The organism is Streptococcus cuniculipharyngis, assembly GCF_007859195.1.
GTDB lineage: Bacteria > Bacillota > Bacilli > Lactobacillales > Streptococcaceae > Streptococcus > Streptococcus cuniculipharyngis.
Genome location: NZ_VOHL01000009.1, coordinates 1 through 26,457, shown reverse-complemented (window position 1 = coordinate 26,457; position 26,457 = coordinate 1). Strand labels below are relative to the sequence as shown.

27 protein-coding genes are annotated in these 26,457 nt (G+C 45.0%); 18 read left to right on the top strand and 9 right to left on the bottom strand.

The genetic code is table 11. The features are described 5' to 3' along the window. Positions 1 to 47: 47 nt before the first annotated feature. The 9 genes from truA to FRX57_RS07320 all read left to right on the top strand — a co-directional run bounded on the left by truA (position 48) and on the right by FRX57_RS07320 (position 7,364). Positions 48 to 797 (top strand): tRNA pseudouridine(38-40) synthase TruA, encoded by a 750-nt coding sequence (truA, locus tag FRX57_RS07360; RefSeq protein WP_146568178.1) that lies wholly within the window; start codon positions 48 to 50, stop codon positions 795 to 797. Beyond that, positions 787 to 1,554, top strand: a complete 768-nt coding sequence (locus tag FRX57_RS07355) for a bifunctional hydroxymethylpyrimidine kinase/phosphomethylpyrimidine kinase (RefSeq protein ID WP_146568177.1) — start codon at positions 787 to 789, stop codon at positions 1,552 to 1,554. Before truA ends, FRX57_RS07355 begins: the two co-directional genes overlap by 11 nt. Then, the gene (locus FRX57_RS07350; protein WP_146568175.1) at positions 1,538 to 1,993 is read left to right on the top strand and encodes an ECF transporter S component; all 456 of its coding nucleotides are present in this window, start codon (positions 1,538 to 1,540) and stop codon (positions 1,991 to 1,993) included. The genes FRX57_RS07355 and FRX57_RS07350 overlap by 17 nt, the downstream gene beginning before the upstream one ends. 163 nt (positions 1,994 to 2,156) lie before the next feature. Then, positions 2,157 to 2,363 carry a helix-turn-helix domain-containing protein gene (locus FRX57_RS07345; protein WP_146568173.1) on the top strand — a complete coding sequence of 69 codons (207 nt, stop codon included), beginning with the start codon at positions 2,157 to 2,159 and terminating at the stop codon, positions 2,361 to 2,363. Between the two features lie 672 nt (positions 2,364 to 3,035). Next, positions 3,036 to 3,620 carry an ABC transporter ATP-binding protein gene (locus FRX57_RS07340; RefSeq protein ID WP_146568171.1) on the top strand — a complete coding sequence of 195 codons (585 nt, stop codon included), beginning with the start codon at positions 3,036 to 3,038 and terminating at the stop codon, positions 3,618 to 3,620. Positions 3,621 to 3,630: 10 nt separating this feature from the next. Then, positions 3,631 to 4,803, top strand: coding sequence for a hypothetical protein (locus FRX57_RS07335; protein WP_146568169.1), 1,173 nt, complete (start codon positions 3,631 to 3,633; stop codon positions 4,801 to 4,803). Positions 4,804 to 4,817: 14 nt separating this feature from the next. Then, positions 4,818 to 5,510 (top strand): ABC transporter ATP-binding protein, encoded by a 693-nt coding sequence (locus FRX57_RS07330; protein WP_146568167.1) that lies wholly within the window; start codon positions 4,818 to 4,820, stop codon positions 5,508 to 5,510. After that, positions 5,470 to 6,771 carry an ABC transporter permease gene (locus FRX57_RS07325; RefSeq protein ID WP_146568165.1) on the top strand — a complete coding sequence of 434 codons (1,302 nt, stop codon included), beginning with the start codon at positions 5,470 to 5,472 and terminating at the stop codon, positions 6,769 to 6,771. The genes FRX57_RS07330 and FRX57_RS07325 overlap by 41 nt, the downstream gene beginning before the upstream one ends. A gap of 32 nt (positions 6,772 to 6,803) precedes the next feature. Further along, a complete protein-coding gene (locus FRX57_RS07320) occupies positions 6,804 to 7,364 on the top strand; it encodes a TIGR01440 family protein (protein ID WP_146568162.1) in 561 nt (186 codons plus the stop codon). A gap of 93 nt (positions 7,365 to 7,457) precedes the next feature. On the opposite strand, the gene FRX57_RS07315 is transcribed toward FRX57_RS07320, so the two are convergent. Further along, complete coding sequence (locus tag FRX57_RS07315; RefSeq protein ID WP_146568160.1) at positions 7,458 to 7,991, bottom strand: TetR/AcrR family transcriptional regulator; 534 nt, start codon at positions 7,989 to 7,991, stop codon at positions 7,458 to 7,460. A 133-nt stretch (positions 7,992 to 8,124) separates the two neighbouring features. On the opposite strand from FRX57_RS07315, the gene FRX57_RS07310 reads away from it, so the two are divergent. Together FRX57_RS07310 and FRX57_RS07305 are read left to right on the top strand one after the other, a co-directional pair. Next, positions 8,125 to 10,548 (top strand): YhgE/Pip domain-containing protein, encoded by a 2,424-nt coding sequence (locus FRX57_RS07310; protein ID WP_146568158.1) that lies wholly within the window; start codon positions 8,125 to 8,127, stop codon positions 10,546 to 10,548. Positions 10,549 to 10,707: 159 nt separating this feature from the next. After that, positions 10,708 to 12,453 (top strand): glycerophosphodiester phosphodiesterase, encoded by a 1,746-nt coding sequence (locus FRX57_RS07305; protein WP_146568156.1) that lies wholly within the window; start codon positions 10,708 to 10,710, stop codon positions 12,451 to 12,453. 40 nt (positions 12,454 to 12,493) lie between these two features. Here the strand turns inward: FRX57_RS07305 and FRX57_RS07300 are convergent, their stop codons facing one another. Both FRX57_RS07300 and FRX57_RS07295 read right to left on the bottom strand, forming a co-directional pair. Next, positions 12,494 to 13,159 carry a DUF1129 domain-containing protein gene (locus FRX57_RS07300; RefSeq protein ID WP_146568155.1) on the bottom strand — a complete coding sequence of 222 codons (666 nt, stop codon included), beginning with the start codon at positions 13,157 to 13,159 and terminating at the stop codon, positions 12,494 to 12,496. Positions 13,160 to 13,180: 21 nt separating this feature from the next. Next, positions 13,181 to 14,125, bottom strand: a complete 945-nt coding sequence (locus FRX57_RS07295) for a magnesium transporter CorA family protein (protein WP_146568153.1) — start codon at positions 14,123 to 14,125, stop codon at positions 13,181 to 13,183. 174 nt (positions 14,126 to 14,299) lie between these two features. Here FRX57_RS07295 and uvrA point away from each other — a divergent pair, with 174 nt between their 5' ends. The 3 genes from uvrA to FRX57_RS07280 are packed head-to-tail and all read left to right on the top strand — an operon-like array spanning position 14,300 to position 18,674. Next, positions 14,300 to 17,125 (top strand): excinuclease ABC subunit UvrA, encoded by a 2,826-nt coding sequence (uvrA, locus tag FRX57_RS07290; protein WP_146568151.1) that lies wholly within the window; start codon positions 14,300 to 14,302, stop codon positions 17,123 to 17,125. Between the two features lie 14 nt (positions 17,126 to 17,139). Further along, the gene (locus FRX57_RS07285; protein ID WP_146568150.1) at positions 17,140 to 18,201 is read left to right on the top strand and encodes a M24 family metallopeptidase; all 1,062 of its coding nucleotides are present in this window, start codon (positions 17,140 to 17,142) and stop codon (positions 18,199 to 18,201) included. An 11-nt stretch (positions 18,202 to 18,212) separates the two neighbouring features. Beyond that, entirely contained in the window at positions 18,213 to 18,674 is a 462-nt protein-coding gene (locus FRX57_RS07280) for a deoxycytidylate deaminase (RefSeq protein ID WP_146568148.1), read from the top strand. 96 nt (positions 18,675 to 18,770) lie between these two features. On the opposite strand, the gene FRX57_RS07275 is transcribed toward FRX57_RS07280, so the two are convergent. The 5 genes from FRX57_RS07275 to mutY all read right to left on the bottom strand — a co-directional run bounded on the left by FRX57_RS07275 (position 18,771) and on the right by mutY (position 24,005). After that, positions 18,771 to 19,934: an ATP-grasp domain-containing protein gene (locus FRX57_RS07275; RefSeq protein WP_146568145.1), complete on the bottom strand. Its 1,164-nt coding sequence runs from the start codon at positions 19,932 to 19,934 to the stop codon at positions 18,771 to 18,773. 26 nt (positions 19,935 to 19,960) lie between these two features. Continuing rightward, positions 19,961 to 21,130 (bottom strand): ATP-grasp domain-containing protein, encoded by a 1,170-nt coding sequence (locus FRX57_RS07270; protein ID WP_146568143.1) that lies wholly within the window; start codon positions 21,128 to 21,130, stop codon positions 19,961 to 19,963. A gap of 16 nt (positions 21,131 to 21,146) precedes the next feature. After that, on the bottom strand, positions 21,147 to 21,887 hold the full coding sequence (locus FRX57_RS07265) for an esterase family protein (protein ID WP_146568141.1): 741 nt from the start codon (positions 21,885 to 21,887) through the stop codon (positions 21,147 to 21,149). An 11-nt stretch (positions 21,888 to 21,898) separates the two neighbouring features. Then, entirely contained in the window at positions 21,899 to 22,720 is an 822-nt protein-coding gene (locus FRX57_RS07260; RefSeq protein ID WP_146568139.1) for an alpha/beta hydrolase, read from the bottom strand. 139 nt (positions 22,721 to 22,859) lie between these two features. Next, on the bottom strand, positions 22,860 to 24,005 hold the full coding sequence (gene mutY / locus FRX57_RS07255) for an A/G-specific adenine glycosylase (RefSeq protein WP_146568137.1): 1,146 nt from the start codon (positions 24,003 to 24,005) through the stop codon (positions 22,860 to 22,862). A 187-nt stretch (positions 24,006 to 24,192) separates the two neighbouring features. Here mutY and rpsF point away from each other — a divergent pair, with 187 nt between their 5' ends. The 4 genes from rpsF to FRX57_RS07235 all read left to right on the top strand — a co-directional run bounded on the left by rpsF (position 24,193) and on the right by FRX57_RS07235 (position 26,297). Then, entirely contained in the window at positions 24,193 to 24,483 is a 291-nt protein-coding gene (gene rpsF, locus FRX57_RS07250) for a 30S ribosomal protein S6 (protein ID WP_146568135.1), read from the top strand. An 11-nt stretch (positions 24,484 to 24,494) separates the two neighbouring features. Further along, complete coding sequence (locus FRX57_RS07245; protein WP_146568133.1) at positions 24,495 to 24,980, top strand: single-stranded DNA-binding protein; 486 nt, start codon at positions 24,495 to 24,497, stop codon at positions 24,978 to 24,980. Between the two features lie 32 nt (positions 24,981 to 25,012). Then, positions 25,013 to 25,252: a 30S ribosomal protein S18 gene (gene rpsR, locus FRX57_RS07240; protein ID WP_000068664.1), complete on the top strand. Its 240-nt coding sequence runs from the start codon at positions 25,013 to 25,015 to the stop codon at positions 25,250 to 25,252. Between the two features lie 190 nt (positions 25,253 to 25,442). After that, positions 25,443 to 26,297: a CHAP domain-containing protein gene (locus tag FRX57_RS07235; protein WP_146568131.1), complete on the top strand. Its 855-nt coding sequence runs from the start codon at positions 25,443 to 25,445 to the stop codon at positions 26,295 to 26,297. Between the two features lie 39 nt (positions 26,298 to 26,336). Here the strand turns inward: FRX57_RS07235 and rpmG are convergent. After that, positions 26,337 to 26,457 (bottom strand): 50S ribosomal protein L33 (rpmG, locus tag FRX57_RS07230; protein ID WP_146568129.1); only part of this gene is annotated, 121 nt, incomplete at its 5' end.

The following is a 26,457-nucleotide window of genomic DNA, read 5'->3' as shown; positions in this document are numbered from 1 at the left end:
CTTTCTCCCCCTTTCAGAAAGTTCGTGAATTTGTTATAATAGAAACTATGGTACGATATAAGGCAATTATTTCTTATGATGGCAGTGGTTTTGTTGGTTTTCAACGACAAAATCAAGGACGGACGGTTCAGGAGGAGGTGGAAAAAACCTTAACCCGATTGAATAGTGGTCAACCTGTGGCGGTCCACGGCGCAGGACGAACTGATAGTGGGGTGCACGCTTATGGTCAAGTCATTCATTTTGATTTGCCCCAGGAACGAGATGTGGAAAAATTACGTTTTGGTCTAGATACGCAATGTCCCGATGATATTGATGTGGTTGAGGTGGAGCAGGTCAGTGATGACTTTCATGCTCGCTATCAGAAGCATCACAAGACCTATGAATTTTTAGTGGATATTGGACGACCTAAAAATCCGATGATGCGGCATTATGCCACTCATTATCCTTATCCGGTGAGTCTTAGTCTAATGGCAGAGGCGGTGAAAGCCTTGGTTGGGACCCATGATTTTACAGGTTTTACGGCTGCTGGGACCAGTGTGGAGAATAAGGTGCGTACCATTAGCCATGCGAGTGTGGTCTTGGATGAGCAGCGGCAATTTTTGGTTTTTACCTTTACAGGCAATGGCTTCCTTTATAAACAAGTCCGCAATATGGTTGGAACCCTTTTGAAAATTGGTAATGGGCGGATGCCAGTCAAGCAAATTGAACTCATTTTAAGCAGTAAAAATCGGCAATTAGCCGGCCCGACGGCTGGCCCTAATGGTCTATATCTCAAGGAGATTATCTATGAAGACTAATTATATTTTAGCTATTTCCGGTAGCGATATTTTAAGTGGGGGTGGTATGCAGGCAGATTTGGCTACTTTCACCAGTCATGGTCTTTTTGGTTTCGTGGCTTTGACGAGTTTGGCTACGGTTAGTGAAGGAGGCTTTGAAATTACGGCTTTGACGGAAGATTTACTAGTCAAACAGTTCGCTAGTCTAGCAGATCTTCCCTTTGCAGCGATTAAGGTTGGGTTATTACCCAATCAGGCCCTGGCCCGGCAAACCTTAGCCTTTCTTAAAGCCAGACCTGAGATTCCTTGTGTTTTAGACCCAGTCTTGGTCTTTAAGGAAAATTCGGATGAAGAAATTAGCCAAATGCGGGCAGAATTATTGACCTTCTTCCGACATGTGACGCTTATTACACCCAATCTGCGTGAGGCAGAAATCCTGTCTGGCATCACCATTACCACCTTATCTGATATGAAAAAAGCAGCAAAAATGCTGTATGGACTAGGAGCCAAACATGTGGTGATTAAGGGGGGGACCCGGCTAGACAAACATCAGGCTCTTGACCTGTATTTTGATGGTCAGACCTTCTATCCGCTCAGCCTACCGATTTTACATGAAAATAATAACGGGGCTGGTTGCACCTTTGCTTCTAGCCTTGCCAGTCAACTGGCTTGGGGACAGGAAATCCTAGCTGCCATTAAAGCGGCTAAAAGGTTTGTCCATCAAGCGATTAACCGTTCTAATGATTATGGAGTACAACAATATGAAAACAAGAACTAATCGACTAACCGTTATAGCCATCTTAACAGCCCTAAGCCTTGTTTTAGGACGTTTCATCATGATTCCAACGCCGAATGGTTTTCTAACCCTTTTGGATGCAGGGATTTATTTTACGGCCTTTTATTTTGGGAAAAAGGAAGGAGCTATCGTGGGAGGTCTGGCGGCTTTTCTCTTGGATTTGCTAGCGGGTTATCCGCAGTGGATGTTCATCAGTCTCTTTGCCCATGGTGCCCAGGGCTACCTAGCCGCTTGGTCAGGCAGGGGGAGATGGTTAGGCTTGTCTCTAGCTAGTTTGGTGATGGTCGGGACTTATTTTCTCGCCTCGTGGGGCTTTTATGGCTTAGGGGCAGCCTTGGCTGATGTTTTGGGTAATTTTCTGCAAAATGTTGTCGGCATGGCACTGGGATTTACCTTGGCCAAGATTTTTTCAAAAACTTAAAAACAGCAGGGCCGTGGCTCTGCTGTTTTATTGAAAAAGGCAATTATTGTTCGCCTTTTACTGGGGTTATGTGCTGGAATCTTCTTTTTCTGACTTTTCAAAACGAAATCATTTACTTTTTGTCCGGCAATTGATATAATGCTGGGAAAGAAAAGGAGATTTTATGAAACGGAAATTGGGAGCTATGATTCGGACGATTCGTGAGGATCGGGGAATTAGTCGACACATGATTTGTCAGGAGGAGAATGCCTTGACCGTTCGGCAGTTGCAACGTATTGAGAATGGTGAATGTTATCCCTCTTTACCAAGCTTGATCTATTTGGCAGAAAAGTTAGATACGACGGTATCTTTTCTCTTAGATGAAGAATAAGGTGTTTTTTCTTTAATTTTAGACAAAGATGTCCTAGTATTGTTTGTCTTTTTAGTGTATAATAGGACAAGGTCTTGTTAATCGGAGAGTGCCTAGATAGCTCATCTAGGATAGACTGACTGAAAACAAGTGTTCGTTTCTTAGAGACATGCAGAGATCGGTAGATTGGCAGTCTCGGGAGGCTGAACACTTGTTTTTTTAGTATGGAAAGGCTCGATCAAAAAGTCCTGGTTACCGGCTAGCGACAAAAGATTGAAAAAGCGGTGCTTTCTTTTGTTTCCGCCTCTAGCTAATGCAGCAGAAACATTAAATACGAACATTTATTCTGTGTTAATCAAATTTATTTTCTAAAAATTTTCATTTTAGACATAAATGTCCTTGTTTGTGCTATGGTTTTACTGTATAATAGAATTATTCTAGTAGAAAGGAGTAACTTATTATGTGGAGATTTATATGGACCGTTGTCAGATGGGTTATCGTTAATGCAGTCCGTCATGCTGTGTGGGGCTGGGTTAAAAGATGGTTTAACTGGTAATTTTATATGAAATAATGGCTTGTTATCTCAATACTTAACCATAGGCATATAATTAAGTACAAATTACCGAGATAACAAGCCACTATTTTATTTTATAATAGATTGATAAAAAATACAACTAAGAAAGTAAACTTGTTATGAAAGTTAAACAGTTATCCTATCACAATCAACAGAAAACCTTGTTTTCTGATATTTCCTTTGATAGTTCGGAGGACCATTTAATAGTTATTGAAGGAAAAAATGGTTCAGGCAAGTCCACCCTTTTGAAAATTTGCCTGGGCTTGCTTAAGCCGACTAGGGGGCAGGTTAGCCTATCGCAGACGGTGGGCTATGTGCCAGATTCGTCTGAGCTTTACTTTGTCGGCATGTCACCCAAGGTTTTTTTCCATTTTTTGCGGGCCAATCTCCACTTGGAGCAGGCTAGTTTTGAGCAGAAGTTGGCAGGGTTAATCGAGACGTTTTCTTTCCATGACCGTTTAATGACCTCTCCCATCCAATCCCTTTCCTTGGGTGAAAAGAAAAAAGTCATGCTGATGGCGGCCTTTCTCTTGGACCCGCCCCTTTATCTCATGGACGAACCCTTTTCAGGTTTGGATCAGGCCAGTTTAAGGGCTCTATCCGACCTAATCAAGCAGGAGTTGCAGTTGGGCAAAGAGTTTGTCATTGTTACCCATGGCTATCAGGAGTACTTGCCCCAGTCAGGGCGGGTCATCAGCTTGTAGGAGGTAGCCTATGTTGACCAATCTACATCTCTTGTTTATCGCTCGGCAGGGCTACTGGAAGGAAGAAAAGGAGATTAGTCCCAAGCACTTGTGGGTTTATCTCTTGCCCTATCTGGCTTGGTCTGCATTTCTCTTATTTCTTTATCTTTTCTTTCGGTCAGAGGTTTTGACCTTTTTGGCCAGTTACCAGTTTTTGGGGCCGATTTCCTATCGGCAGTTGACCGAGGTCTTGTTGTATGGGAGTGTTCTGGTCGGTATCAGTTATGAAAATTTCTACCTTGTCAAGACCAAGACACCAGAAACCCTTGGCTTATTTTTTGCGGTACCAGCTGGTCAATTAGCCTTACTGTTATGGTGGAGAAATGCCATCATTATCCTCCCAGCCTTGGTTGCAGGTCTCTTTTTCACCCCATGGTTGCCACTGCTTTTATTTGTGGTGACGCAGACGCTGTCTTTTCCCCTCTTAAACCGTTTTTATCGGCTAGGCCAGTCCTTGCAGTTATCAAGAAATTGGGCCAGTGACTGGCAGTATATCCGAACGGTGGTTGATGACTTGACCCTAATTAAGGCAGCTTTACTGCCCTTGGCCTCATTATTTTTGTTCTTTCTTTGGTTAAGGACAGGTTCGGACTTAGATTTTCTTAATCCAACCAAGACCTCCCCTCTCTTTACCGCTCTTTTTGTGGGAAGTCTGGCATTTTATGCTAAAAGTCCTGCTTATTATTTCCTAAGCCTTTGGCAAGATTTTCCCTATCTGCAGGTCTTGGGCCTTAATCTAACTCGCTTTCTCCTGCCCAAGTTACTAGGGTTGGCTCTCCTTTCTTATGGTCTGGTTGCTTTGCCCTTCCTAGTCTATTATGGCTGCTGGCAGGGGGCTGACCTCGGTCAAATGCTCTCGCTGGCCCTGGCTCTCTGGCTCCTTTATGGGCTTTTGCAGAGTTTTCAGTGGCGGGAAAGTCTTTTTTTCAAGGGGAAATATATGGCCCATGCCAAGGAAATTGAGGCTTATCGCTTGCCGCTGGTTTACTATGTGAGGAGGATTTGTTTGAGCTTGTCTCTGACGGCCTTTGCCTTTCTATTTGCCCGCCAAACTTCCCTCCCCCTCTTTATAGGCTTTGCCCTAGTGAGTTTGGTGGTACAGGCCTTGAATTACCGTTATTTCTTGAAGCAATATCATTATTAGAATAAGGAGTTATGATGAATCTAGTTACGCTACGGCAGTTATCCAAGCACTATGTGATTAGCGGTCATGAGACAGAACAGGTGCTGGCATCGCTGGATGCTGAAATTCCAGAAGGCTGCATCACTGCCATTTATGGTCCGTCAGGTTGTGGCAAGACCAGCTTGCTCAATATTTTGAGTGGCCTTGACCGTTCCTACGAGGGGCAGGTCTTGTTTAAGGGGCAGGATTTCAAAGACCTGTCTGATCAGGAGCTGGTACTCTTTCGTAAGGACCATATTGGTTTTGTTTTTCAAAATTTTAATCTGATTGCACATCAGTCGGTCTTGGACAATGTGCTTTTACCTCTCTACCTCAAGGGGCTGTCTCAGAAGGAGATGGTGACACGGGCGGAGAAGGTCCTAGCTGATTTGGAAATTCTAGCCTTTAAGGACAAGAATGTCACCCAATTATCAGGTGGGCAAAAGCAACGTGTGGCCATTGCCAGAGCCTTAATCAATGATCCAGAATTGATTGTGGCAGATGAGCCGACGGGCTCCTTGGACTCAGTGTCGCAGGAGCTGGTGTTAGAGATTTTTAAGGAGTTAGCAAAAGCTGGCAAGACAGTGCTGATTGTGACCCACAATCCGGAGGTTGCCGACTATGCTGACCTTGTCATTAAGATGAAAGATGGTGTCATCATTGAAGAAATCGACTGTAGAAAAAAATAAATTATCATTGGCCTATACCTTGAAGCTGGCCTGGGGCAATTTTTTGGAGAGAAAATGGCGCAATCTGCTAATTGCTCTGGCTACCTCGATTGGCTTTATCGGGATTTTGATTTCCTTTGGCTTAGGCAATGCCATTATCAAGATGATTAACGAGGAGACCGGCAACGGTCAGCTCCCAGCTCAGGTACAGGTTATGCTTAATCCTGAGGTCAATCAGGCCGGGGTCATCAATGCAGAAGACAAGGCCTTCATTGAAAAAACGGTTGGCAAGCAGAAGATTAAGTATTTAGAAATGCCCTTTTCAACCATGATTAGCCAGCTGAGTATTGGCAAGGGCCAGTTAGATTTGTCCACGTCTCTGCCCAATTATGCTCAACTGGTGAGCCTGTATGAAGATAGCAGTATCTCTGTGGCTGCCAATAGCAAGGATAGTTTGTTGGCGGGTCAGCTTTACCAGGAGGCAAATGAAGAAGGTGTGACCATTCCAGAAACCCTCTTGACCGATTTTAACCAGGCTAATCAGAGTAATTTGACAGCCAAGGAGGTTCTGGGGAAAGAAATCAGTCTAACCATTCAGGAGACTACCAGTCAAGGTAACAAAACTGCTCAGGTGACGACCAAGATTGTGCGCGTGATTAAGGATGAGAGGGGTGATAGCAACAGCTTTATGGCTCCTAAACAGTTGACTCAACTGCTAGAAAGTCAAGGGTTCACAAAGACCGTCCCTTATATGATTTTGGAGTTGAAGGACCCGGCTCAGACGGATCAGGTGATTGAGCAACTAAGCCGCTACAAAAAATATAGTTTGGTGTCGCAAAAACAAATCTTGGGCATTATTGTGAATTTTATCAAGGTCATCCAGGGCTTGTTGATTGTTCTGTCTGGCCAGGCCTTACTAGTTTCTATTGTCATGATTGGGGTTATTATCTATATTAACATCATGCAACGATCCAAGGAAATCGGTGTGATGAAAGCGGTGGGCTATCTCAACCGTGACATCAAGGGGATTTTTGTTTATGAATCCCTCTTGATTACCTTCATTTCCCTGCTCATTTCCTTCTTGGTGGCTAGTTTGATTGGTGCCATTGCCAATCAAGTGGTGCAAGAATTTTACCCAAGTATCAAGCAAGTTTTCCTGTTGAACATCCAGTCCATCTTGGTTATGCTTGTCCTTGCCTTTTTGATGGGACTCTTGTCAGCCTATTTCCCAACCTTGAAAATCAGCAAGCTAGACCCTGTGGAATCACTCCGCTATGAATAATTTTTTGTTATAATAAGACCAAGGAGGTGTCTATGGTAGATGAAACATTAGTGGCGGACACGCAGCTGATTATCCGGGATATTTTAGAGCGTAGTGGGATTAAGCCTGGTCAGTTGTTTGTTTTGGGTTTGTCCAGTAGTGAGGTAGCCGGTGGGGTTATTGGGCAAGAGTCCAATGCAGAGCTGGGCCAGCTCATTGTCAAGACAATTTTGACGGAAGTGGAGGCCAGAGGCCTTGATTTGGCTGTGCAGGGCTGTGAACACCTCAATCGGGCCTTGGTAGTGGAGCGTCAGGTGGCTGAAGCCCATGGCTGGGAAGAAGTTAATGCCATTCCTCAACTTCATGCTGGTGGTAGTGGGATGTTGGCGGCCTATGAGTTGATGGCAGATCCTGTCCTTGTGGAAGAAATCCAAGCCCATGCAGGTTTGGATATTGGTGATACGTCAATTGGCATGCACGTTAAGCGGGTTCAGGTGCCCCTTCGGCCTATTTTGCGACATCTGGGTCAGGCCCATGTGACGGCCTTGACCAGTCGGCCTAAATTGATTGGTGGTCAGCGTGCCATTTATCAAGCAGACGGTATTAGAAAGTAATCAATGAGATGGCAAAACCTGTCCCCAGTTTGGGGGCAGGCTTTTTTTAGTTGAAGGTTAGGAAATAAACGTTGTGCTTTTTGTGATATTTTCCTATTTACCTAAGAGCTTGAGGAGGAGTTGGGTCATTTCCGCAGGAGATTCTTTCTTTCCCCGGGCAATCCATGTTTGACAGGCACCAAAAATGGCGTGACTGAGGTAGACGCTGGTGTAGAGGTCTTCAATGGCTGTTTTTTCTTCTTTAGAGAAGCGATTTTGCAGGTCATGAGACAGTAAGAGGCGGAGTTTATGGCGGAGAAAAATTTGAATTTCTCGAGTTCCATTTTGTGAGAGGAGGGCAGCAAAAAGGTCTTCCCTGTTGAGGTAGTCAAAGACTTCAAGAATAATGGCTTCTTTATCCAGTTTGTGTTTATCAAAGATGTACTCAATATTAGCAAACATCCTTTGTTGGTAAGCCTCAATCATTTCGTATTTATCTTTGTAATGGGTATAAAAACTAGAGCGACTGATTCGCGCAGTCTGAGCTAGCTTAACTGTTGTAACCTCATTAAAACTGTGGTCTTTAAGCAGGTCAGCCATGGCTTTTTCAATGGCCTTTTTAGTTTGTTGTTTTCGTGGGTCAGTCATGGTAGAATCTCCTGAACATTTTTGTACACCTTGTCTAAAAACCTCCCTTTTAGCTTGAAATCAGAAAGGCAACCGGTATAATATAGATTATAACAAAATGATGGACGAACTGTCCAAAAAATAGGAGGAATCTATGTTAGACGAATGGAGAGCCATTATAAAACAACCGATTTTATGGATCAGTATGATTGGGCTGGCCTTGATTCCAGCCTTATATAATGTTATTTTTCTTAGTTCCATGTGGGATCCCTATGGTAAGATTGCTCAGTTGCCTGTGGCAGTGGTCAATCAAGATCAACCAGCTAGCTACCAGGGAAAGACCTTAACTGTCGGAGATGATATGGTGGACAATATGTCTAAAAACAAAGCTTTAGACTACCACTTTGTCAGCAAAAAGCAGGGTGAAAAGGGTCTAGCCAAGGGAAAATATTTTATGCTGATTACCCTACCCAAGGACCTTTCTCAACAGGCGGCAAGTCTCCTGACTGAGGAGCCCAAGCAGATGACTATTTCCTACCAAACCTCTAAGGGGCACAGTTTTGTTGCCAGCAAGATGGCAGAGTCAGCGATGACCCAGCTCAAGGATAGGGTGGCCAAAAATATTACCTACACCTACACAAATAGCCTGTTCAAAAATGTTTCAAAATTGTCTTCAGGTTTAATCAAGGCCGGGGAGGGAAGCCAGCAACTAGCCGAGGGTTCTCAGGAGCTAGAAGATGGCAGCAAGACCTTGACAGAAAATCTTGCTAAACTGGCTAGTTCCAGTTTGACCTTTTCAGACGGAGCAGAGACCTTGTCGTTTGGATTAGGACAATATGCGGCGGGTGTCACACAATTACATTTGGGCCTATCTAGCTTGACGTCAGGTCTTGCGACTTATACCAGTGGGGTGGATAGTTTAGCCAGTGGTAGCAGCCAGTTGGAGGCCCGTTCCGCTGATTTAGTGAATGGGGTCAGTCAGCTTGGGAGTGCTGCGGAACAAATGCAACCCTTGGTTGATGGGGCCAATCAGCTTCGAGATGGTTTGACTAGTTTAGCTAGTCAAGTTGGTTTATCACAAGAGCAAGAAGAGCAGTTGAATCAGTTAAGTCAAGGATTAGAACAACTAAACTTGGTGATTCAATCCTTGGGGGGGTCAGAGGCCAGTCTCCCTGATGTGTCCAGTGAGTTAATAGCAATCAGTAGTGCGGCTCAGACACTATTGGAAGCTGCGACTGCTGATTCTAGCCAAACAGTAGCCAAATTACAAGCGAGTTCGGTTTATCAAAGTTTAACACCAGACCAACAAGGGGAGCTTCTGGCAGCAGTTGGTGGGGCAAGCGAGACTGAACTTGTCAGTGCGGCTCAGTCCATTAGCCATCAGGTGGCAAGTTTACAATCAGCATTGGCTAGTCTTGATACTGGAACTCAAGCGACAAAATTGACCGAATTACAGGCTTCAGCCAATGCCGTTTTACCGGGAGCAGTAACTGGTTTGGCAAGCTTATCAACAGGTTTTACCCAACTTAAGCTAGCCTTGACAGATCAACTTATCCCTGGAAGTAGTCAACTTGCTACAGGAGTAACCACTTTGCAGAGTCAGTTGGGGCTAGGCGCTAGTCAACTGCAGGCCGGTGTTGAAGAATATACCGCTGCGGTTGCTAGCATTTCAGCCGGGGCTAACCAATTATCAAGCAATAGTGGTCAACTTCGAGATGGAGCCAGTCAGTTACAGAGTGGAGCTGCTACCTTAGATGGAACATCTAGTCAGTTGACCTCGGGAGCTAGCCAACTGGCTAATGGGGCTAATCAGCTGGCCACAGGAGCAGATCAATTATCTCAAGGGGGGCAGCGTTTGACTGAAGGATTGGGTAGTCTAGGGACTGGAGCAGTTAGTTTAAGCTCAGGTTTAGCCCAGGCTAATGATAAACTAGCTGGTGTGTCAACAGACAAGGATAATGCTTTGGATTTAGCCAGTCCTGTTCGTTTGAGTCACAAGGATAAGGACAAGGTTGAAACGAATGGCGTAGGTATGGCGCCTTATATGATGTCCGTAGCCTTGATGGTGGCTGCCCTATCTAGCAACATGATTTTTACCAAGACGGTCTCAGGGGTTGCCCCTAAAAATCGATTGGATTGGGTATCGCGTAAACTTGCTGTCAATGGTTTGGTTGCCCTTTTGTCAGGAACTATCCTGTATTTGGCGGTCCATTTGATTGGGGTAACTGCTAATCATGAGGGAAAAACCTATTTCTTGACCCTTCTAGCCAGTCTGACTTTTATGGCCATGGTAACAGCCCTCTATACCTGGCATGAGCGTATTGGTGCTTTTGCTTCTCTGATTTTGTTGTTGCTACAATTGGGGTCAAGTGCGGGGACCTATCCACTGGCCTTGACGGATAGATTTTTTCAAAGCATCAACCCATTTCTGCCGATGAGCTATACGGTATCGGGTTTGCGTCAAACAATTTCAATGACAGGTCAAATCACTAAGGAAGTCAGTGTCTTGACTGTCTTCATCTTGGTCTTTACAGCCTTGGGAGCGGGGCTCTATACGCGGAAACGGTCTTCAGAATAACGACTAACTAGAACTTGGGAGTAGCACGTCCCAGGTTCTTTTTTGTCCAGACCTCGCCTGTTTTAGGCCCAGTCTGGTATCTTTAGCAAAACTATGATATGATACTGAGATAATAAGATTGTTCTTGGTGATAAGGTAGAAAGGGGTAAGGAGAGGTTAATGAAAACAATTAAGCAAGAGTTACGCCTGATTTATCATCAGCTGGATAAACTCTTACTCTTATTTGGGATAGTATTTACCTTTATTGAGTGGTTTTGGTTACCAATTAATGGCTTTCTAGCGGAGAAGTTGTTGGCACAGACCGGCAATCTTTATCTGTCTTACAATAACATCTGGCAGGTTTTAACCAAGCCCTGGTGGGTGGGAGCAGCCTTGGTGGGGCTTTTGTTCCTCAATCTGGTCATTTCTTATGGTCACATGTTACTGATTTTTGTGGGGATCAGAGCTCTTTTGAGCGAAGAAGGTCTGCGAGCCTATTGTCAACGGGTGTTCTCTGATTGGTGGGCTCTTGTACAGGAAATACGGCCGAGCAAGGTGGTTTTTTGTCTTTTTTATCTGTTGGTGCTTTTTCCGTTTTGGGGGCGTTTGTTGCATCTTTATTTTTTCAACAAGCTACTGATTCCGCAATTTATTTTGGACTACTGGCGAAGTAATTATTACCTTGCCATCTTATTGCTATTAGCAGGTTTGATGTTTGCCTATTTAGGGATTCGGTTAATGTTTGCCCTCCCGCTAGTCTTATTTGATAACCAATCAGTGCGACGTGCGGTAACCTTATCCTGGGCGAAGACTAGTCAGGTCTGGGGCATAGGTTGGCGTCTTTTGGGCATGTATGTAACAGCCTTATTTACCTTTTTCCTGCTGATTTTAGGGACGGTTTTGGTCCAATTACTAGCGGACCGGGGTCCGGAGCAATTTTCCTTTCTGGTTGCGGTTGCTCATTATGTCTTGATAAAATTAGCTTGGTACGCCTTGGTTGGGCTGCTCCTGGTTCGTTTTGTGACCTTTGTGCAAGAAGGTGAAAAGATCTCTTATCGAAATAATTCTCTAAATCATGGTTTTCGATTTTTGATTTTGGGCACGGCACTTGTTTTATTTAGCGCACAGGCCATGAGCTATTATTTACACCCCTATGAAGACATGCCTAAAACAATTTCTCATCGGGGTGTCACGGATGCCAATGGGGTGCAAAATACTCTAGCTGCCCTAGAGAAAACAGCTCGGTTACGACCGGATTATGTTGAAATCGATGTGCAAGAAACCAAGGATGGTCAATTTGTCCTCATGCACGATCGTAATTTAAAGGCCTTGGCAGGGGTGGATGGGGAGACTCATGATTTTACTTTGGCGGAATTGCAGGGTATGCAAGTCAGTGAAAATGGCTACCGTAGTCCCGTGAGTTCTCTTGATGATTATTTGGTTAGAGCGGGGCAATTAAACCAAAAACTGCTGATTGAAATCAAGAGTAATTCAAGAGATTCCCCAGAGATGATTCGTCACTTTTTGCAGAAATATGGGCAAGACATTAGGCAAAGAAAACACTTGATTCAGTCTTTAGACTATCGCGTGGTTGAACAGGTTAAAGCAATCGACCGAAAACTAGCAGTTTATTTTATTCTTCCCTACACATCGATTTTTCCTCGCACTCAAGCTGATGGTTATGTGATGGAATATTCTAGTCTCACCCTGGACTTTATGAACAAACTAAGGAGTCAGGAGAAACAGGCCTTGGCGTGGACGGCAAATGACGAGGAGACAGTAGAAAGGCTGGTGACGATGGAGGTTGATGGCATTATCACCGATCGTTTGGCGGAGACTCAGCGGGTTCTTAGGGACAGTAGCCAAAGGAAGAATTATCTGGCCCTCATGCTTAGATTTGTTGCAGAATTGACAGCGGCCATTTAGAGAGACAATCAAAAATCATCTCCCAAAAGGGGAGATGATTTTAACGTTGAGGCGCAAAGGCACTTTGGACATTGTAGCGACGACGAAGCACAAAACAGACCCCAAAGGAAAGAAGGGATAGCATAAGTAAGCCCCAGCTTGGTAGGCTTGGATTAAGGGCTTGGGGAAGGAGAGGGGTCAGCATGTAAGCAAACATCCAAATTAAGGTGGCTAAAAAGACAATTCCTAAGGACTTCCAAGTATTCGGACGTTCACTTCTTGGTTTATTGGCATGTCGGTAAATGTAGTAATACATGACATAGAAAGCAACCCCTCCGACAAAAGCCAAGACGAGTAAGGTTGTCAGGCCTGAGGAGATAGAGGTGACTGATTTTGGATTGACTAGCCCCATAAAACCGTTAATCAAAGCAACAATGGCCAAGAGAAAGAAGGAGCTATCTAACCACATGAGTAAGGGTTTGGTATTTTTAGGCTGGGCTGCTTCTTGCTTTTCCTCAACTTTTTGACTAAATGAGGCTGCCCACAAGGTTGGGGCACCGAGGAAAGAACGGGCAGGCACCCCTTTTTGTTGCTGCTCCAGAATGCTTGGCAGGGCTTCTTCAAGGATGGCCTTAATTTCGGTGTCGGATTTACCATCCTTGATGAGTTGGTGGGTGGCAATGTTGATAAATTCTTGATTTTTTTTGGTTAGGTTTTGGATAGACATAAAAACTCCTTAGCTGGAAAATTAAAACCACTTTTTACGGAAAAAGTAGAGGACGACAGAAGAACTGCCCAGGGCGGCAATCAAGACGATATACCAAAAGGCTTGGGGCAGATCGTTTAGGGGCAACCAATTATCTTGAAAGTTCATGCCATAGGCGGAGAAGATAACGGTTGGGATGTTGAGGGCCATGGTCATGAGGGCCAGGGTCTTCATGATGGTATTTTGGTTGTTGGAAATGATTGAGGCAGAGGTTTCAGTCATGACATTGAGGACGTTCTCATAGATGCTAGCCATCTCAATGGCCTGTTGGGTCTCAATCAGGGTATCTTCCAGCAAGTCCTCATCGTCAATATATTTTTGCAGACTAGAGGCATTGCTGGAGAGTTTTTTGACAATTCGTTCATTGATTTTCAGAGAAGCCTTCAGGTAGATGATAGACTTCTCCAACTCCATCATGTCAATCAACTGGGCATTTTTAGTAGCCCCTTCCAGCTCAGCTTCAATTTTATCACTCTGACGATCGATAGACCGTAGGGCGGTTAGAAAGAGCTCGGCATTGCGGTAGAGTAGCTGAAAGACAAAGCGGGTTTTCATAAAGGTATAAAAATTACGAATCCGACGGTTGAAAAAATGATCAAAGAGGGTCAGTGGTTCCAGACAGGTGGTGATGACGGCTGTTTTGGTGACGATAATCCCTAGGGGCATGGTCACATAGTAGCTCTTGCCATTGCGCTCTTCCTGAGTGGGGACGTCAACGATAATCAAGGTGTAGTTGTCTTCGCTAGCGATACGTGAGCTCTCTTCGGCATCGAGTGGGGCCCGCAAATCGGTAATGTCAATATTGAATTGTTGGGCTAGCTGGACAGATTCTTCTTGGGAGGGATTGACCAGGTTAATCCAAGCCCCAGGTTCAAATGTGTCAATTTCCTTGAATTCAGTTGCAGTTGACAGAAACATTTGTTTCATCTTCAAGACCTCCCTCGTCTGCTGATTACATACCTTTCCATTATACTATAATTTTCTGATTTTTGGGTTAGTCAACTTAAAAAATTGGGAAATGACTTTTCCTGCTCTGCCATTACTTTGAAAAGTCACAGGCCTTGGGCTTTATGTTATAATGAAAGGAGTTGAGGAAGAAAAATGCAAGATAAATTAGTGATTCGTGGGGCGCGTGCCCATAATTTGAAAAATATTGATATTGATATTCCCAGAGACAAGTTGGTTGTCGTGACGGGCTTGTCTGGCTCGGGTAAGTCTAGTTTGGCTTTTGATACCATCTATGCTGAAGGGCAACGCCGCTATGTGGAAAGCCTATCAGCCTATGCCCGCCAGTTTTTGGGCAATATGGAAAAACCAGATGTTGATTCAATTGAAGGCTTGAGTCCAGCCATCTCCATTGACCAAAAAACCACCAGCAAAAATCCCCGCTCAACCGTTGGAACGGTGACGGAGATTAGCGACTATCTGCGTTTACTCTATGCCCGTGTAGGGGTTCCCTATTGTAAAAATGGTCATGGGGTCATCACGGCTTCCTCTGTGGAGCAGATCGTTAATCAGGTTTTGTCCTTGCCTGAGCGTACAAGGATGCAGATTCTAGCGCCTATTGTTCGTCGGAAAAAAGGGCAACATAAGGGGATTATTGAACGGGTACAAAGGGATGGTTATGTCCGTGTCCGTGTCGATGGTGAGATTTATGATGTGGCTGAGGTCCCAGAACTTTCCAAAAGCAAGATGCACGATATTGAAGTGGTTATTGACCGCTTGGTCAATAAGGAGGGAATTCGCAGTCGACTGTTTGATTCCGTTGAGGCTGCCCTTCGTCTAGGCGACGGCTATGTCATGATTGATACCATGGATGGCAAGGAACTGCTCTTTTCTGAACATTACTCCTGTCCAGTCTGTCATTTTACCGTGCCAGAGTTGGAGCCAAGGCTCTTTTCTTTCAATGCCCCCTTTGGTTCTTGTGCCACCTGCGATGGGTTGGGGAATAAATTGGAGGTGGACCTTGATTTGGTGGTTCCAGATAGCGGCAAGACCCTGCGTGAAGGGGTCTTGGCACCTTGGAACCCCATCTCGTCCAACTATTATCCGCTCATGTTAGAGCAGGCCATGACCCAGTTTGGTATTGACATGGATACACCTTTTGCTGACTTGGCGGAGGCTGATAGGGAGCTGATTCTTTATGGCTCTGGTGAGCGTGAATTCCATTTTCATTACGAAAATGAATTTGGTGGGGTGCGTGATATTGACATCGTTTTTGAGGGCGTTGCCAATAATATTAACCGTCGTTACCGTGAAACCACCAGTGATTATACCCGCAACGTCATGCGAGCTTACATGAATGAGTTGCCCTGTCTGACCTGTCATGGCTACCGACTCAATGAACAAGCCTTGTCGGTGCGTCTAGGAGGAGAGGATGGTCTTCACCTAGGCCAGTTGACGGAGTTGTCAATTGCCGACCACTTGGCCTGGGCTGACCAGCTACAATTAGGGGCCAATCAGGCCACTATTGCAGCTCCCATTCTCAAGGAAATCACTGACCGCCTGTCTTTCTTGAAAAATGTTGGCCTAGACTACCTGACCCTGTCACGCACAGCAGGAACCTTGTCTGGTGGCGAAAGTCAGCGGATTCGCCTAGCCACGCAAATTGGCTCCAACCTTAGTGGCGTGCTTTATGTCTTAGACGAACCCTCTATCGGCCTTCATCAGCGGGATAATGACCGTCTGATTGCCAGCCTGAAAAAAATGCGTGATTTGGGCAACACCTTGATTGTGGTGGAACATGACGAAGACACCATGCGGGAGGCTGACTGGCTCATTGATGTTGGCCCTGGAGCCGGTCAATTTGGTGGGCAAATTGTGGCATCAGGGACCCCCAAACAGGTGGCCAAGAACAAATCCTCGATCACGGGTCAATACTTGTCTGGCAAGAAAATCATCCCTGTTCCCAAGGAAAGACGTTCAGGCAATGGCCGGTTTATTGAGGTCAAAGGGGCCAGTGAACACAACCTGAAAACGGTAGATGTCAAATTCCCCTTGGGCAAGTTTATCGCGGTTACGGGTGTGTCAGGCTCTGGGAAATCAACCTTGGTCAATAGTGTGCTCAAAAAGGCTATCGCCCAAGAGCTGAATCGCAATTCAGAAAAACCAGGCAAGCACAAGGCCATTACAGGGATTGAGCAAATTGATCGTTTGATTGACATCGATCAAAGTCCGATTGGGCGGACACCACGTTCCAACCCAGCCACTTATACCGGGGTTTTTGATGATATTCGTGACCTCTTTGCTCAAACCAATGAAGCCAAGATTCGGGGCTACAAAAAAGGACGGTTCAGCTTTAACGTCAAGGGTGGGCGGTGTGAAGCCTGCTCGGGTGATGGGATTATCAAGATTGAAATGCACTTTTTACCAGATGTTTATGTGCCATGTGAGGTCTGCCATGGGACCCGCTACAATAGTGAGACCCTAGAAGTCCATTATAAGGACAAAAATATTGCCCAGATTTTGGAGTTAACGGTCAATGATGCCCTAGAGTTTTTTGCGGCTATCCCTAAAATTGCCCGCAAATTGCAGACCATTCAAGATGTGGGCTTGGGCTATGTTACTCTGGGTCAGTCGGCCACTACCCTGTCAGGGGGCGAAGCCCAGCGGATGAAGCTGGCCAGTGAACTTCACAAACGCTCAACAGGCAAGAGTTTTTATATTCTTGACGAGCCAACCACGGGCCTACACACTGATGATATTGCCCGCCTGCTCAAGGTTCTGGAGCGTTTTGTTGATGATGGCAATACCGTCTTGGTGATTGAGCATAATTTGGATGTCATCAAGACCGCAGACCATATTATTGACCTGGGACCAGAAGGTGGGGTCGGTGGTGGGCAAATTGTAGCCACAGGCACACCAGAAGAAGTCGCCCAGGTGGCAGCCAGCTATACTGGCCACTATTTGACAACAAAATTATCATAAAAAGGAGACCAACAATGCAAGAACGTTTAGTAAGATTTGATGCCAAATTGGCTCAGACGGCTGTGGATGCCGTCTTGGTCACTGGCCAAAACAATGTTTATTACCTGACCGGTTTTTGGGGAACAGAAGGAACAGTCTTTATCAGTGACAAGCGTCGTTTATTTTTGACGGACTCACGCTACACCCTGATTGCCAAAGAGGCGATCAAGGGCTTTGATATTGTGGAAACTCGCCAACCGCTAGTAGAAATTGCTAAGATAATCAAAGATGATGGCTTGAGCACTATTGGTTTTGATGGTCAGGTGTCCTATGACTTCTATCAAGGCTTGCAGGCTGTTTTTGAGGGCTATCAGCTCAAGGCAGTGACGAACTTTGTGGAAGACTTGCGAATGATAAAAGATGCCAGCGAGATTGCGACCATTCGCCGTGCCTGTCAAATTTCAGACCAAGCTTTTCTAGATGTTTTGGATTTTATTAAGCCCAATGTGACCACTGAAATGGAAGTTAACCACTTCCTTGACCAACGGATGCGGGCTTTAGGGGCGGCGGGAGCTTCCTTTGAATTTATCATTGCCAGTGGTTATCGCTCTGCCATGCCGCACGGGGTGGCGACAGACAAGGTCATCAAGTCTGGTGAGAGCTTGACCATGGACTTTGGTTGTTACTATCAGCATTATGTGAGTGATATGACCCGAACCATTCATGTGGGTCATGTGACGGATGAAGAGCGTGAGATTTATGACATCGTGCTGCGGAGTAACAAGGCCTTGATTGAGCAGGCCAAGGCGGGGATGACCTATATTGACTTTGATGGTGTGGCCCGTCGCGTTATTGATGAGGCTGGTTATGGGGCCAACTTTACCCATTCCATCGGTCATGGTATGGGCTTGGACATCCATGAGTTGCCGTTCTTTGTCAAGACAGAGGATAAATTGCAGGCAGGTATGGTGGTGACGGACGAACCAGGGATTTACTTGGATAACAAGTATGGCGTCCGTATTGAAGATGATCTCTTGATTACGGAGACGGGCTGCGAGATCTTGACACAAGCTCCTAAAGAATTGATTGTCTTATAGGGGGTAGGAAAATGGCAGAGCGGCTTTCCTGGCAAGATTACTTTATGGCCAATGCGGAGCTGATTTCCAAACGTTCCACCTGTAACCGAGCCTATGTGGGGGCTGTGCTAGTCAAGGACAAGCGGATTATTGCTACTGGCTATAATGGCGGGGTCTCGGCAACGGCCAATTGTGATGATATGGGGCATGAGATGGAGAATGGCCATTGTATTCGGACGGTACATGCAGAAATGAATGCTTTAATCCAATGTGCCAAGGAAGGGATTTCAACTGCCCACACAGAGTTATATGTGACTCATTTTCCCTGTATCAACTGTACCAAGGCCCTCTTACAGGCAGGGATTGAAAAAATCACCTACAAAGCAGCCTATCGTCCTCATCCTTTTGCCATCCAGCTCTTGGAGCAGAGGCAGGTTCCTTTTATTCAACACCGAGGGCCTGTCTTAGCTTTGGGAGAGGCGACAGAGAGTTGAACGAAAACATCATTCTGTTTGTCAGAATGATGTTTTTTGCTTGGATGCAAAAAATCCCCCAAACGAGGTGTGATACCTTATTTGAGGGGACGATGTTTAAGCCAGTTGGCTAATTGTTTTAATCATGTCTTTGACGTCTTGTTCGCTATTAGCATTGAGCAGGTAGAGGTCATTGCCCTGCAAGGCCGCAAAAGCTTCGGGCATTCGTAGGCGAGCCTTTAACTGTGGCTTGTATTGTTCTAAAATTTGGGTTTCCGAATAGTGGTAAGTTTTATCATCGCGACGAATGACCGTCAGAGCTAGTTGGGCTGGGTAGTTAGAGGGTTGGAAGTCCTTGCCGGCTACCAAACGGGCATATTGTTCAAAGAGGTTGATGGAGTAACCAAAATTATAGGCATCCATAATAAAGCCACCAGCGGGACGGTTATTGTATTCAATGGCAATGTAATCATCCGCCTCTTGGAAAAATTCAATATGGAAAAAACGCTCTTTCATGCCAAAAGTGTCAACGATTTGTCGACCATAGCCTTCCAACTTTTTGGGAATTTTGGGATTGGTGTAGTAGGCCACATCAGAGCGATGTTGCATGATAGACATAGGGGGCTCGGTGTAAATCAGTGAGGTCGCAAAGACAATCTTGCCCTCAGCGTCCACCAGGCCATCATAGGTGCAAATCTGATTGGAATTGACAAAGGCTTCAAAGAAATAGGCGGTTTCTTCATTCCACTGCTCAGTGAAGGCTTTGACATCAGCCTGACTGGCTAGTTTATAGGTGGCAACAGCTCCTACCCCGTTATCAGGTTTGGCAATGAGTGGTAGTCCTAGTGCCTTGACTGCCTGAGCTACATCAGCCTTTTTAGTGACAACCTGACCAGGGACAACTGGTACGCCAGCTTTCTTGAAGTAGGTTTTCATCTGGGATTTGAGTTTGGTTTTCATCAAATCAGAACTTTTGACCCCAAAGACATTGAACTGGGTCCGCAGAGCGGCGTCCAACTCCAGCCAGTATTCATTGTGCGATTCGATCCGGTCAATAGGTCCGTGCTTGTAAAAAAGAAAGGCGACGGCTCGTTTGACCTCGTCAAGATTTTCCAAGTCATCGACGCGGAAATATTCCGTTAAGGCTTCTTTGAGGGGTTGGTCCAGTTGCTCGTAAGGTTCTTGGCCGATGCCGAGAACGGTAATGCCCTGTTTAGCCAGTTCAAGGCTAAAGGCTTGGAAATTTTGTGGGTAGTAGGGAGAAATAACAATATAATTCATCAGGATTCTCCTTGGTTTAGTTTTTCTTAGTCTTGAGCCAGACGCTGAATAGCTTCCATCATGTCGAGAATATCCTCTTCAGTGTCACTGTTGAGGACATAGAAACTGTCGCCCTGCAGTGCGGCAAAGGCAGCTGGCATGCGCAGCTTGGCCTTGAGCTCTTGACTATAGCGAGTGAGAATTTCTTCTTCTGAGAAATGGTAGTGACGATAATCACGACGGGTCACCGCTAGCGAATACTGGGACGCATAGGCTGATGGTTCAAAGCCATGACCAGCCACCAGACGGGCATATTGCTCAAAGAGATTGATGGAATGAGCAAAATTATAGACGTCAAGGGCAAAGGCACCAGCTGGGCGGTTGTTGTATTCAATAGCGACATAATCATCTTTATCGCAGAAAAATTCAATATGGAAAAAGCGTTCTTTCATGCCAAAAGCCTCAACGATTTTTTGACCATAGGCAGCTAACTTGGGCTCCACTTCTTTGGTGATGTAGTAGGTGAAATCTGATTTATTTTTCAAGGTTACCATCGGTGGCTCCTTATAAATCAGCGAGGTGGCAAAGACAACCTTGCCCTCAGCATCTACCAGACCATCATAGGTACAGACCTTATCTGAACTGACGAATTTTTCTAGAAAATAGGCAGTGCTTTCATCCCAGTCTTGGACAAAGGTCTCCACGTCTGCTTGATGGGTTAATTTATAGGTTGCAGCGGCCCCTACCCCATTGTCAGGTTTGGCAATCAGTGGCAGCCCTAGTGTTTTGACAGCCTTAGCGACCTCTGTTTTTTGCTTGACCACTTGGCCAGGAACAACTGGCACAGCAGCTTTTTTGAAGTAGGCCTTCATTTGTGATTTGAACTTGGTCTTGGTCAATTCCTCTGTCTTAGGACCAAAGACGTTGAATTGGTCACGCAGGGCAGCATCCAACTCTAACCAGTATTCATTATGCGATTCGATCCGGTCAATAGGCCCATGCTTGTAAAAAAGAAAGGCGACGGCTCGTTTGACCTCGTCAAGATTTTCCAAGTCATCGACACGGAAATATTCCGTCAAGGCTTCTTTGAGGGGTTGGTCCAGTTGCTCGTAAGGTTCTTGGCCGATACCGAGAACGGTAATGCCCTGTTTAGCCAGTTCAATGCTAAAACGTTGGAAATTTTGTGGGTAGTAGGGAGAGATAAGGACATAATTCATAGACAGGCTCCTTTGTTTAGAGGGGTAACTGAGCAAGGAAATAAGGCATTTGTTGACGCCACCAAGGCCAGTCGTGGGCGACATCTTGTCCCCATTCATCAAACCAAGCAGGAATTTGTTTTTCAGCGAAGGCTTGTTTAAGGGAGTAGAAGGATGGTAGGCCATCGTGTTCCCAAGCTCCCAAACCAGTGCAGACAATGATTTGACCTTGACGATAATGATCAATAAACCAACCATCATTTTGATTCCAGATGTAGTCGCTTGGCGAATTGCGATAGATGAGCTCGTCATGACCATAGTCACCGACAAAGAAACGAGCGTCATAAACACCGCTCAGGGCAATGACGTGTGAGAAAACATCAGGGTGTTGCAGGTAAAAATTGAGGGCGTGGTAGGCTCCCATGCTACAACCAGTTGTCATCAAGGCCCCTTGCCAGTTGCTAATCCGTTTGATAAAAGGCACTGCTTCTTGAATGACATAGTGCTCGTAACTGGTGTGCATCAAGGCGCGATCGTGGCCATTTTTCCACTCGCACAACCAGCTATCGCTATCGACACTAGCCAGAGTGAAGAACTGAACTTTCCCAGCTTCAATAAATTCGGCACAGGCCTCAATCATGCCAAAATCAAAATATTCATTATGGGTACCACCGGATGATGGAAAGACAACCACAGGCAGGCCGGCATGACCATAGCGATTCAGTGGCATATCACGGTTGAGGTTGTGACTATAATGGTGTAAATATTCTGTATTCATAAGGTTCTCCTTTACCAATGTTCTCCTAAAAAGCGTAGACAGTCAGGTAGGTGCTCTGCCCAAGCCTCTTCACTATGCTGGGCGCCAGCGGTGATGACCAAGCGTAAGTTATCCAAAGCCAAGCCCTTAGCAATTAACTGTTGATAATAGCTGAGCGAGCAATCAATATAGGCCTGGCTGATATTGGTGGCTACCAGTTTACGATCTTCTTCTTCGTCTTCGTCAGTACCTGTATAGATGAAAATCCGCTGGTCATTATTGAGGTCAAGTCGTTCTAGATAGCGGTCAAAACTTTGCTGGTGTAGCCAATTGGCTGATGAAAAGACGCCAAGACAACCGATTTGGTCTTGGTAGGCCAAGCCCATAAACTGAGTAATATTTCCCCCTAAGGATGAGCCAATCATGGCAGTGTGGTACTTGTCAGCCTTGGTTCGATAATGCTGATCAATGAAAGGTTTAACCACTTCCATGACAAATTCAGCATACTCAATGCCCTTGCCCCCGAATTGAATGCCAGGGATAGAATGACCAAATTTCCAGGCGGAATATTCATTCATGCGATTATCCCCATCATTATCAATAGCAACAATAATCATCTGAGCTAAGTCAGGATTACGTTTGATGGTTGGAATGATCTTCCATGAATGGCCGCTGAAAGATTCTTTACTATAAAGGACATTTTGTCCATCATGGAAGTAAACCACGGGATAATAGTGGTCGGTATTACTCTCGTAATTTTTAGGGAGCAAGACCCGAACCCGACGATTTTGCTGTGTATAGGGGACGGTCAGCTCGTGGGTTATCATATCCAGGTAAAAATAGGCTGAATTCATTTAGAAAACTCCATATATTTCTTTATTTTCTAATTATTATATCACAAAACAAGGAAAAGACCAGCTATTATGGAAATTTTTTGAAAAATCTAGGCAAAAATTAAGGATTGAAATAAGGATTTCAATCGCCTATACTGAATTAAGTGAATCTGCCTAGCAGATAGGACTGGACCATTTTCTTTTGGGGCCCAGCCATTGGGAATTGGTCAAAGTCATCGGGGCTGACCCATACATATTGTTGGCCAGTTAGCTGATGGGCTGATAATTGACCGCTAACTAGCTTAATCTGCCACTTTTGGTGGCTAAAGGTGTGGCTAACGTCCCTGAAAACTTGTTCTGACCAGTTTGGTTTGAGGTGGTATTTGGTTTCAAAAAGACTTTGTGGAGAGCCTTGCTCCAGTAGCTGATCTTGCTCTTGGTTGAACAAATCCATTTGTTGGGCCAAGCGATATTCAATCAGCGGAAAAGACCAAAAGCCAGCTAAGAGACCCGTCTCTTGATTTTTTTCTAAAAGAACTTTTCCATCCGAATTTTGGAGAATAAAGGCATAGAGAAAGACAGGTCGAGGTTTTTTCTTGGGTTCTTTAATCGGGTATTTGTCCATGGTGCCGTTGAGGTAGGCAGCGCTGAAAAAACGGATGGGGCTTTCTTCAGGTCGGGGATTTTTGGCGGACTCAATATCTGTCCCCAGGTCCATCAGGGCTTGATTGAAATCTCCCGGTCGCTCAGGATCAATGAGGATCTCCATGATTTTTTGGAAGATTTTACGATTTTTTGGGTCACCAATGTCATGATTAACCTCAAATAACCGAGCCATCACCCGCATGACATTACCATCCACGGCTGGCTCTGGCAGCCCGAAAGCAATGCTGGCAATAGCTCCTGCGGTATAAGGTCCAATGCCTTTCAGACGACTGATATCCTGATGGTTACTTGGAAATTGCCCGCCAAAGTCTGACATGATTTGTTGAGCAGCAGCCTGCATATTGCGGACACGAGAATAGTAACCCAAGCCTTCCCAAGCCTTGAGTAACTGTTCTTCTGGGGCTTGAGCCAAGTCAGCAATGCTGGGGAAGCAGTCAAGAAAGCGTTGATAGTAGGGGATGACCGTCACCACCTGGGTCTGTTGAAGCATGATCTCTGAAACCCAGATGTGGTAGGGATTGGTTGTCCGTCGCCAAGGCAGGTCACGCTTTTCTTTGTCATACCAAGCTAGTAGGGTACGACGAAAGGAGAGGATTTTTTCCTCTTCCCACATGTCAATACCATAATCTTTTAAGTCCATAAGCACAGCCCCCTTTTCTTCTTTCCTATTATAACATAAGTCAAAAAGGCAGAAAAAAATAGCAACTGATTTGACTTTTCTCTTGCATTTCAAAAAAAAAGAGACTATAATAGTATCTTGTGAGTATATCCCTCACTTACTCATGGCCAGGACCATGAGTCATTAGACCAAAAGGAGGAACATATCAATGGCTAAATACGAAATTCTTTATATTATTCGTCCAAACATTGAAGAAGAAGCTAAAAATGCTTTGGTAGCACGCTTTGACTCTATCTTGACTGACAATGGTGCAACTGTTGTTGAATCAAAACTATGGGAAAAACGTCGTCTTGCTTACGAAATCAAAGATTTCCGTGAAGGACTTTACCACATTGTTACTGTTGAAGCTTCTGATGACGCAGCTCTTAACGAGTTTGACCGTCTATCAAAAATCAACAATGACATTCTTCGTCACATGATTGTAAAACTTGACGCTTAAGAAGGTAGTTTATGATAAATAATGTAGTACTTGTGGGTCGTATGACTCGTGACGCCGAACTTCGTTACACCCCAACTAATCAAGCGGTGGCAACCTTTACCTTGGCGGTTAATCGTAATTTCAAGAATCAGGCTGGTGAGCGGGAAGCTGACTTTATTAACATTGTCATCTGGCGCCAACAGGCTGAAAACTTGGCAAATTGGGCCAAAAAAGGCACTCTTTTGGGTGTGACTGGACGTATCCAGACGCGTAATTATGATAATCCGCAAGGTCAACGTGTTTATGTGACAGAAGTAGTGGCGGATAGCTTTCAAATCTTAGAAAGCCGTGCTACACGCGAGGGTGGTTCAGCTGGTTTTGACCAATCTTACCAAGCTAGCCCAGCTTCAACTTTTGGAGCAACAAACGCCCCTCAAACACCTAACTTTGGCAGAGATGAGAGTCCCTTTGGGCAAACCAACCCTATGGACATCTCAGATGACGATTTACCATTTTAAAATGGGAACAAATATATAAAGGAGAATAACACATGGCTCAACAACGTCGTGGCGGATTCAAACGCCGTAAAAAAGTTGATTATATCGCAGCTAACAAAATTGAATATGTTGATTACAAAGATACAGAATTGCTTAGCCGTTTCGTCTCAGAGCGTGGAAAAATTTTACCACGTCGCGTGACTGGAACATCAGCTAAGAACCAACGTAAAGTAACAACAGCTATCAAACGTGCTCGTGTCATGGCACTTATGCCATTTGTCAACGAAGATTAAGAAAGACTGTCCTTAGGGACGGTTTTTTGTTTTAAAAAAGCTATTATTGTCCTCATTTTCTTTAGAAATACTGATACTTAAATCAAGTTAGCATAAGATTATCTGCTGACTCCCTAGTTTTTTAGTTCAGTCCTAGTTGCTACTGTAGAAGTACGAATAAATAGATAAGACAGTAGAAGGAGGCAGTCGAATGCAAGAGCGTCTATATAAGCTAATCGTGTCAGTTGTTGTGCTATTGGCTTTAGTAAGTGGAACTAAGGTATCAGCCAGTAGCCGAACTAGTATCGTAACTTGGGCAGAAAGGTTGGCCAGTCAAGGTCAAGGAGTTGATTATGATGGTGTCTATGGGATGCAGTGTGTGGATTTAGTGAACTGGATTCTGGGTAAACACTTTGGCAAGCCCATCTGGGGTAATGCCATCAATCTTCTAGATTCAGCCCAACAGGCAGGCTACCAGGTTATCCGTAATAATGGGATAAATAAACCCGAAGTCGGAGACATCTTCATTATGAGAACCTACGCACATATTTATGGGCATGCAGGTCTGATTATTTCTGACGAAGGCGGCAGCTACGGTACGATTGAACAGAATGTTGATGGAGGGACACAATCCTTGACCCTGGGAGGCCCTGCCCGTCGCTTGCGACGTACCCTCAACAATCCCTCGGGTGTGATTATTGGTTGGATTCGTCCCCCTTATCAAAGAGAAGTCAGCCCACAATGGCAGGCTCCTGCTCCAGTCGTTATTGAGCAAGGCAATCCAGTGTTTTCAAGCCCAAGCAACAATGGCTACCAGAAAGTTAAGGATAGTAGTGGCCGTTTCGTGGTTACGGTCAATCAGCTTAATGTCCGCAATAGTCCGAGCTTAGCGGGAAGTCCAGTTGCCAGCTATAGCTATGGGCAATCCTTCTATTTTGATAGTGTCTATCAAGGAGATGGCTACTTGTGGTTGTCTTATGTGTCATCAAGTGGCGTTAGACGTTATGTTGCTCAGGGCCCTGCAACAAATGGCGTCCTTAGTGGTAGCTATGGTCGTATAGAATAAAGTAAAGCCAAGGTCAGGTGACCTTGGCTTTGTATGTAACTATTTAACTTCGGTAAAGAGAACATGTTTACGAAGTTTAGGCGAATACTTTTTAAGTTGTAGACGATCTGGATTGTTGCGTTTATTTTTAGACGTAAGGTAAAGACGCTCCCCAGACTCT

What these genes read in the sequence shown, in the direction of transcription:
- rpsF (WP_146568135.1), top strand. Translation starts at nt 24,193, where the DNA reads ATGGCTAAATACGAAATTCTTTATATTATTCGTCCAAACATTGAAGAA.
- FRX57_RS07295 (WP_146568153.1), bottom strand. Translation starts at nt 14,125, where the DNA reads ATGAAACAAATGTTTCTGTCAACTGCAACTGAATTCAAGGAAATTGAC.
- FRX57_RS07300 (WP_146568155.1), bottom strand. Translation starts at nt 13,159, where the DNA reads ATGTCTATCCAAAACCTAACCAAAAAAAATCAAGAATTTATCAACATT.
- FRX57_RS07335 (WP_146568169.1), top strand. Translation starts at nt 3,631, where the DNA reads ATGTTGACCAATCTACATCTCTTGTTTATCGCTCGGCAGGGCTACTGG.
- FRX57_RS07310 (WP_146568158.1), top strand. Translation starts at nt 8,125, where the DNA reads ATGTTAGACGAATGGAGAGCCATTATAAAACAACCGATTTTATGGATC.
- FRX57_RS07320 (WP_146568162.1), top strand. Translation starts at nt 6,804, where the DNA reads ATGGTAGATGAAACATTAGTGGCGGACACGCAGCTGATTATCCGGGAT.
- rpsR (WP_000068664.1), top strand. Translation starts at nt 25,013, where the DNA reads ATGGCTCAACAACGTCGTGGCGGATTCAAACGCCGTAAAAAAGTTGAT.
- FRX57_RS07270 (WP_146568143.1), bottom strand. Translation starts at nt 21,130, where the DNA reads ATGAATTATGTCCTTATCTCTCCCTACTACCCACAAAATTTCCAACGT.
- FRX57_RS07280 (WP_146568148.1), top strand. Translation starts at nt 18,213, where the DNA reads ATGGCAGAGCGGCTTTCCTGGCAAGATTACTTTATGGCCAATGCGGAG.
- FRX57_RS07245 (WP_146568133.1), top strand. Translation starts at nt 24,495, where the DNA reads ATGATAAATAATGTAGTACTTGTGGGTCGTATGACTCGTGACGCCGAA.
- FRX57_RS07260 (WP_146568139.1), bottom strand. Translation starts at nt 22,720, where the DNA reads ATGAATTCAGCCTATTTTTACCTGGATATGATAACCCACGAGCTGACC.
- FRX57_RS07330 (WP_146568167.1), top strand. Translation starts at nt 4,818, where the DNA reads ATGAATCTAGTTACGCTACGGCAGTTATCCAAGCACTATGTGATTAGC.
- FRX57_RS07265 (WP_146568141.1), bottom strand. Translation starts at nt 21,887, where the DNA reads ATGAATACAGAATATTTACACCATTATAGTCACAACCTCAACCGTGAT.
- FRX57_RS07355 (WP_146568177.1), top strand. Translation starts at nt 787, where the DNA reads ATGAAGACTAATTATATTTTAGCTATTTCCGGTAGCGATATTTTAAGT.
- FRX57_RS07325 (WP_146568165.1), top strand. Translation starts at nt 5,470, where the DNA reads ATGGTGTCATCATTGAAGAAATCGACTGTAGAAAAAAATAAATTATCA.
- FRX57_RS07305 (WP_146568156.1), top strand. Translation starts at nt 10,708, where the DNA reads ATGAAAACAATTAAGCAAGAGTTACGCCTGATTTATCATCAGCTGGAT.
- FRX57_RS07235 (WP_146568131.1), top strand. Translation starts at nt 25,443, where the DNA reads ATGCAAGAGCGTCTATATAAGCTAATCGTGTCAGTTGTTGTGCTATTG.
- FRX57_RS07340 (WP_146568171.1), top strand. Translation starts at nt 3,036, where the DNA reads ATGAAAGTTAAACAGTTATCCTATCACAATCAACAGAAAACCTTGTTT.
- FRX57_RS07345 (WP_146568173.1), top strand. Translation starts at nt 2,157, where the DNA reads ATGAAACGGAAATTGGGAGCTATGATTCGGACGATTCGTGAGGATCGG.
- FRX57_RS07350 (WP_146568175.1), top strand. Translation starts at nt 1,538, where the DNA reads ATGAAAACAAGAACTAATCGACTAACCGTTATAGCCATCTTAACAGCC.
- truA (WP_146568178.1), top strand. Translation starts at nt 48, where the DNA reads ATGGTACGATATAAGGCAATTATTTCTTATGATGGCAGTGGTTTTGTT.
- FRX57_RS07315 (WP_146568160.1), bottom strand. Translation starts at nt 7,991, where the DNA reads ATGACTGACCCACGAAAACAACAAACTAAAAAGGCCATTGAAAAAGCC.
- FRX57_RS07275 (WP_146568145.1), bottom strand. Translation starts at nt 19,934, where the DNA reads ATGAATTATATTGTTATTTCTCCCTACTACCCACAAAATTTCCAAGCC.
- uvrA (WP_146568151.1), top strand. Translation starts at nt 14,300, where the DNA reads ATGCAAGATAAATTAGTGATTCGTGGGGCGCGTGCCCATAATTTGAAA.
- FRX57_RS07285 (WP_146568150.1), top strand. Translation starts at nt 17,140, where the DNA reads ATGCAAGAACGTTTAGTAAGATTTGATGCCAAATTGGCTCAGACGGCT.
- mutY (WP_146568137.1), bottom strand. Translation starts at nt 24,005, where the DNA reads ATGGACTTAAAAGATTATGGTATTGACATGTGGGAAGAGGAAAAAATC.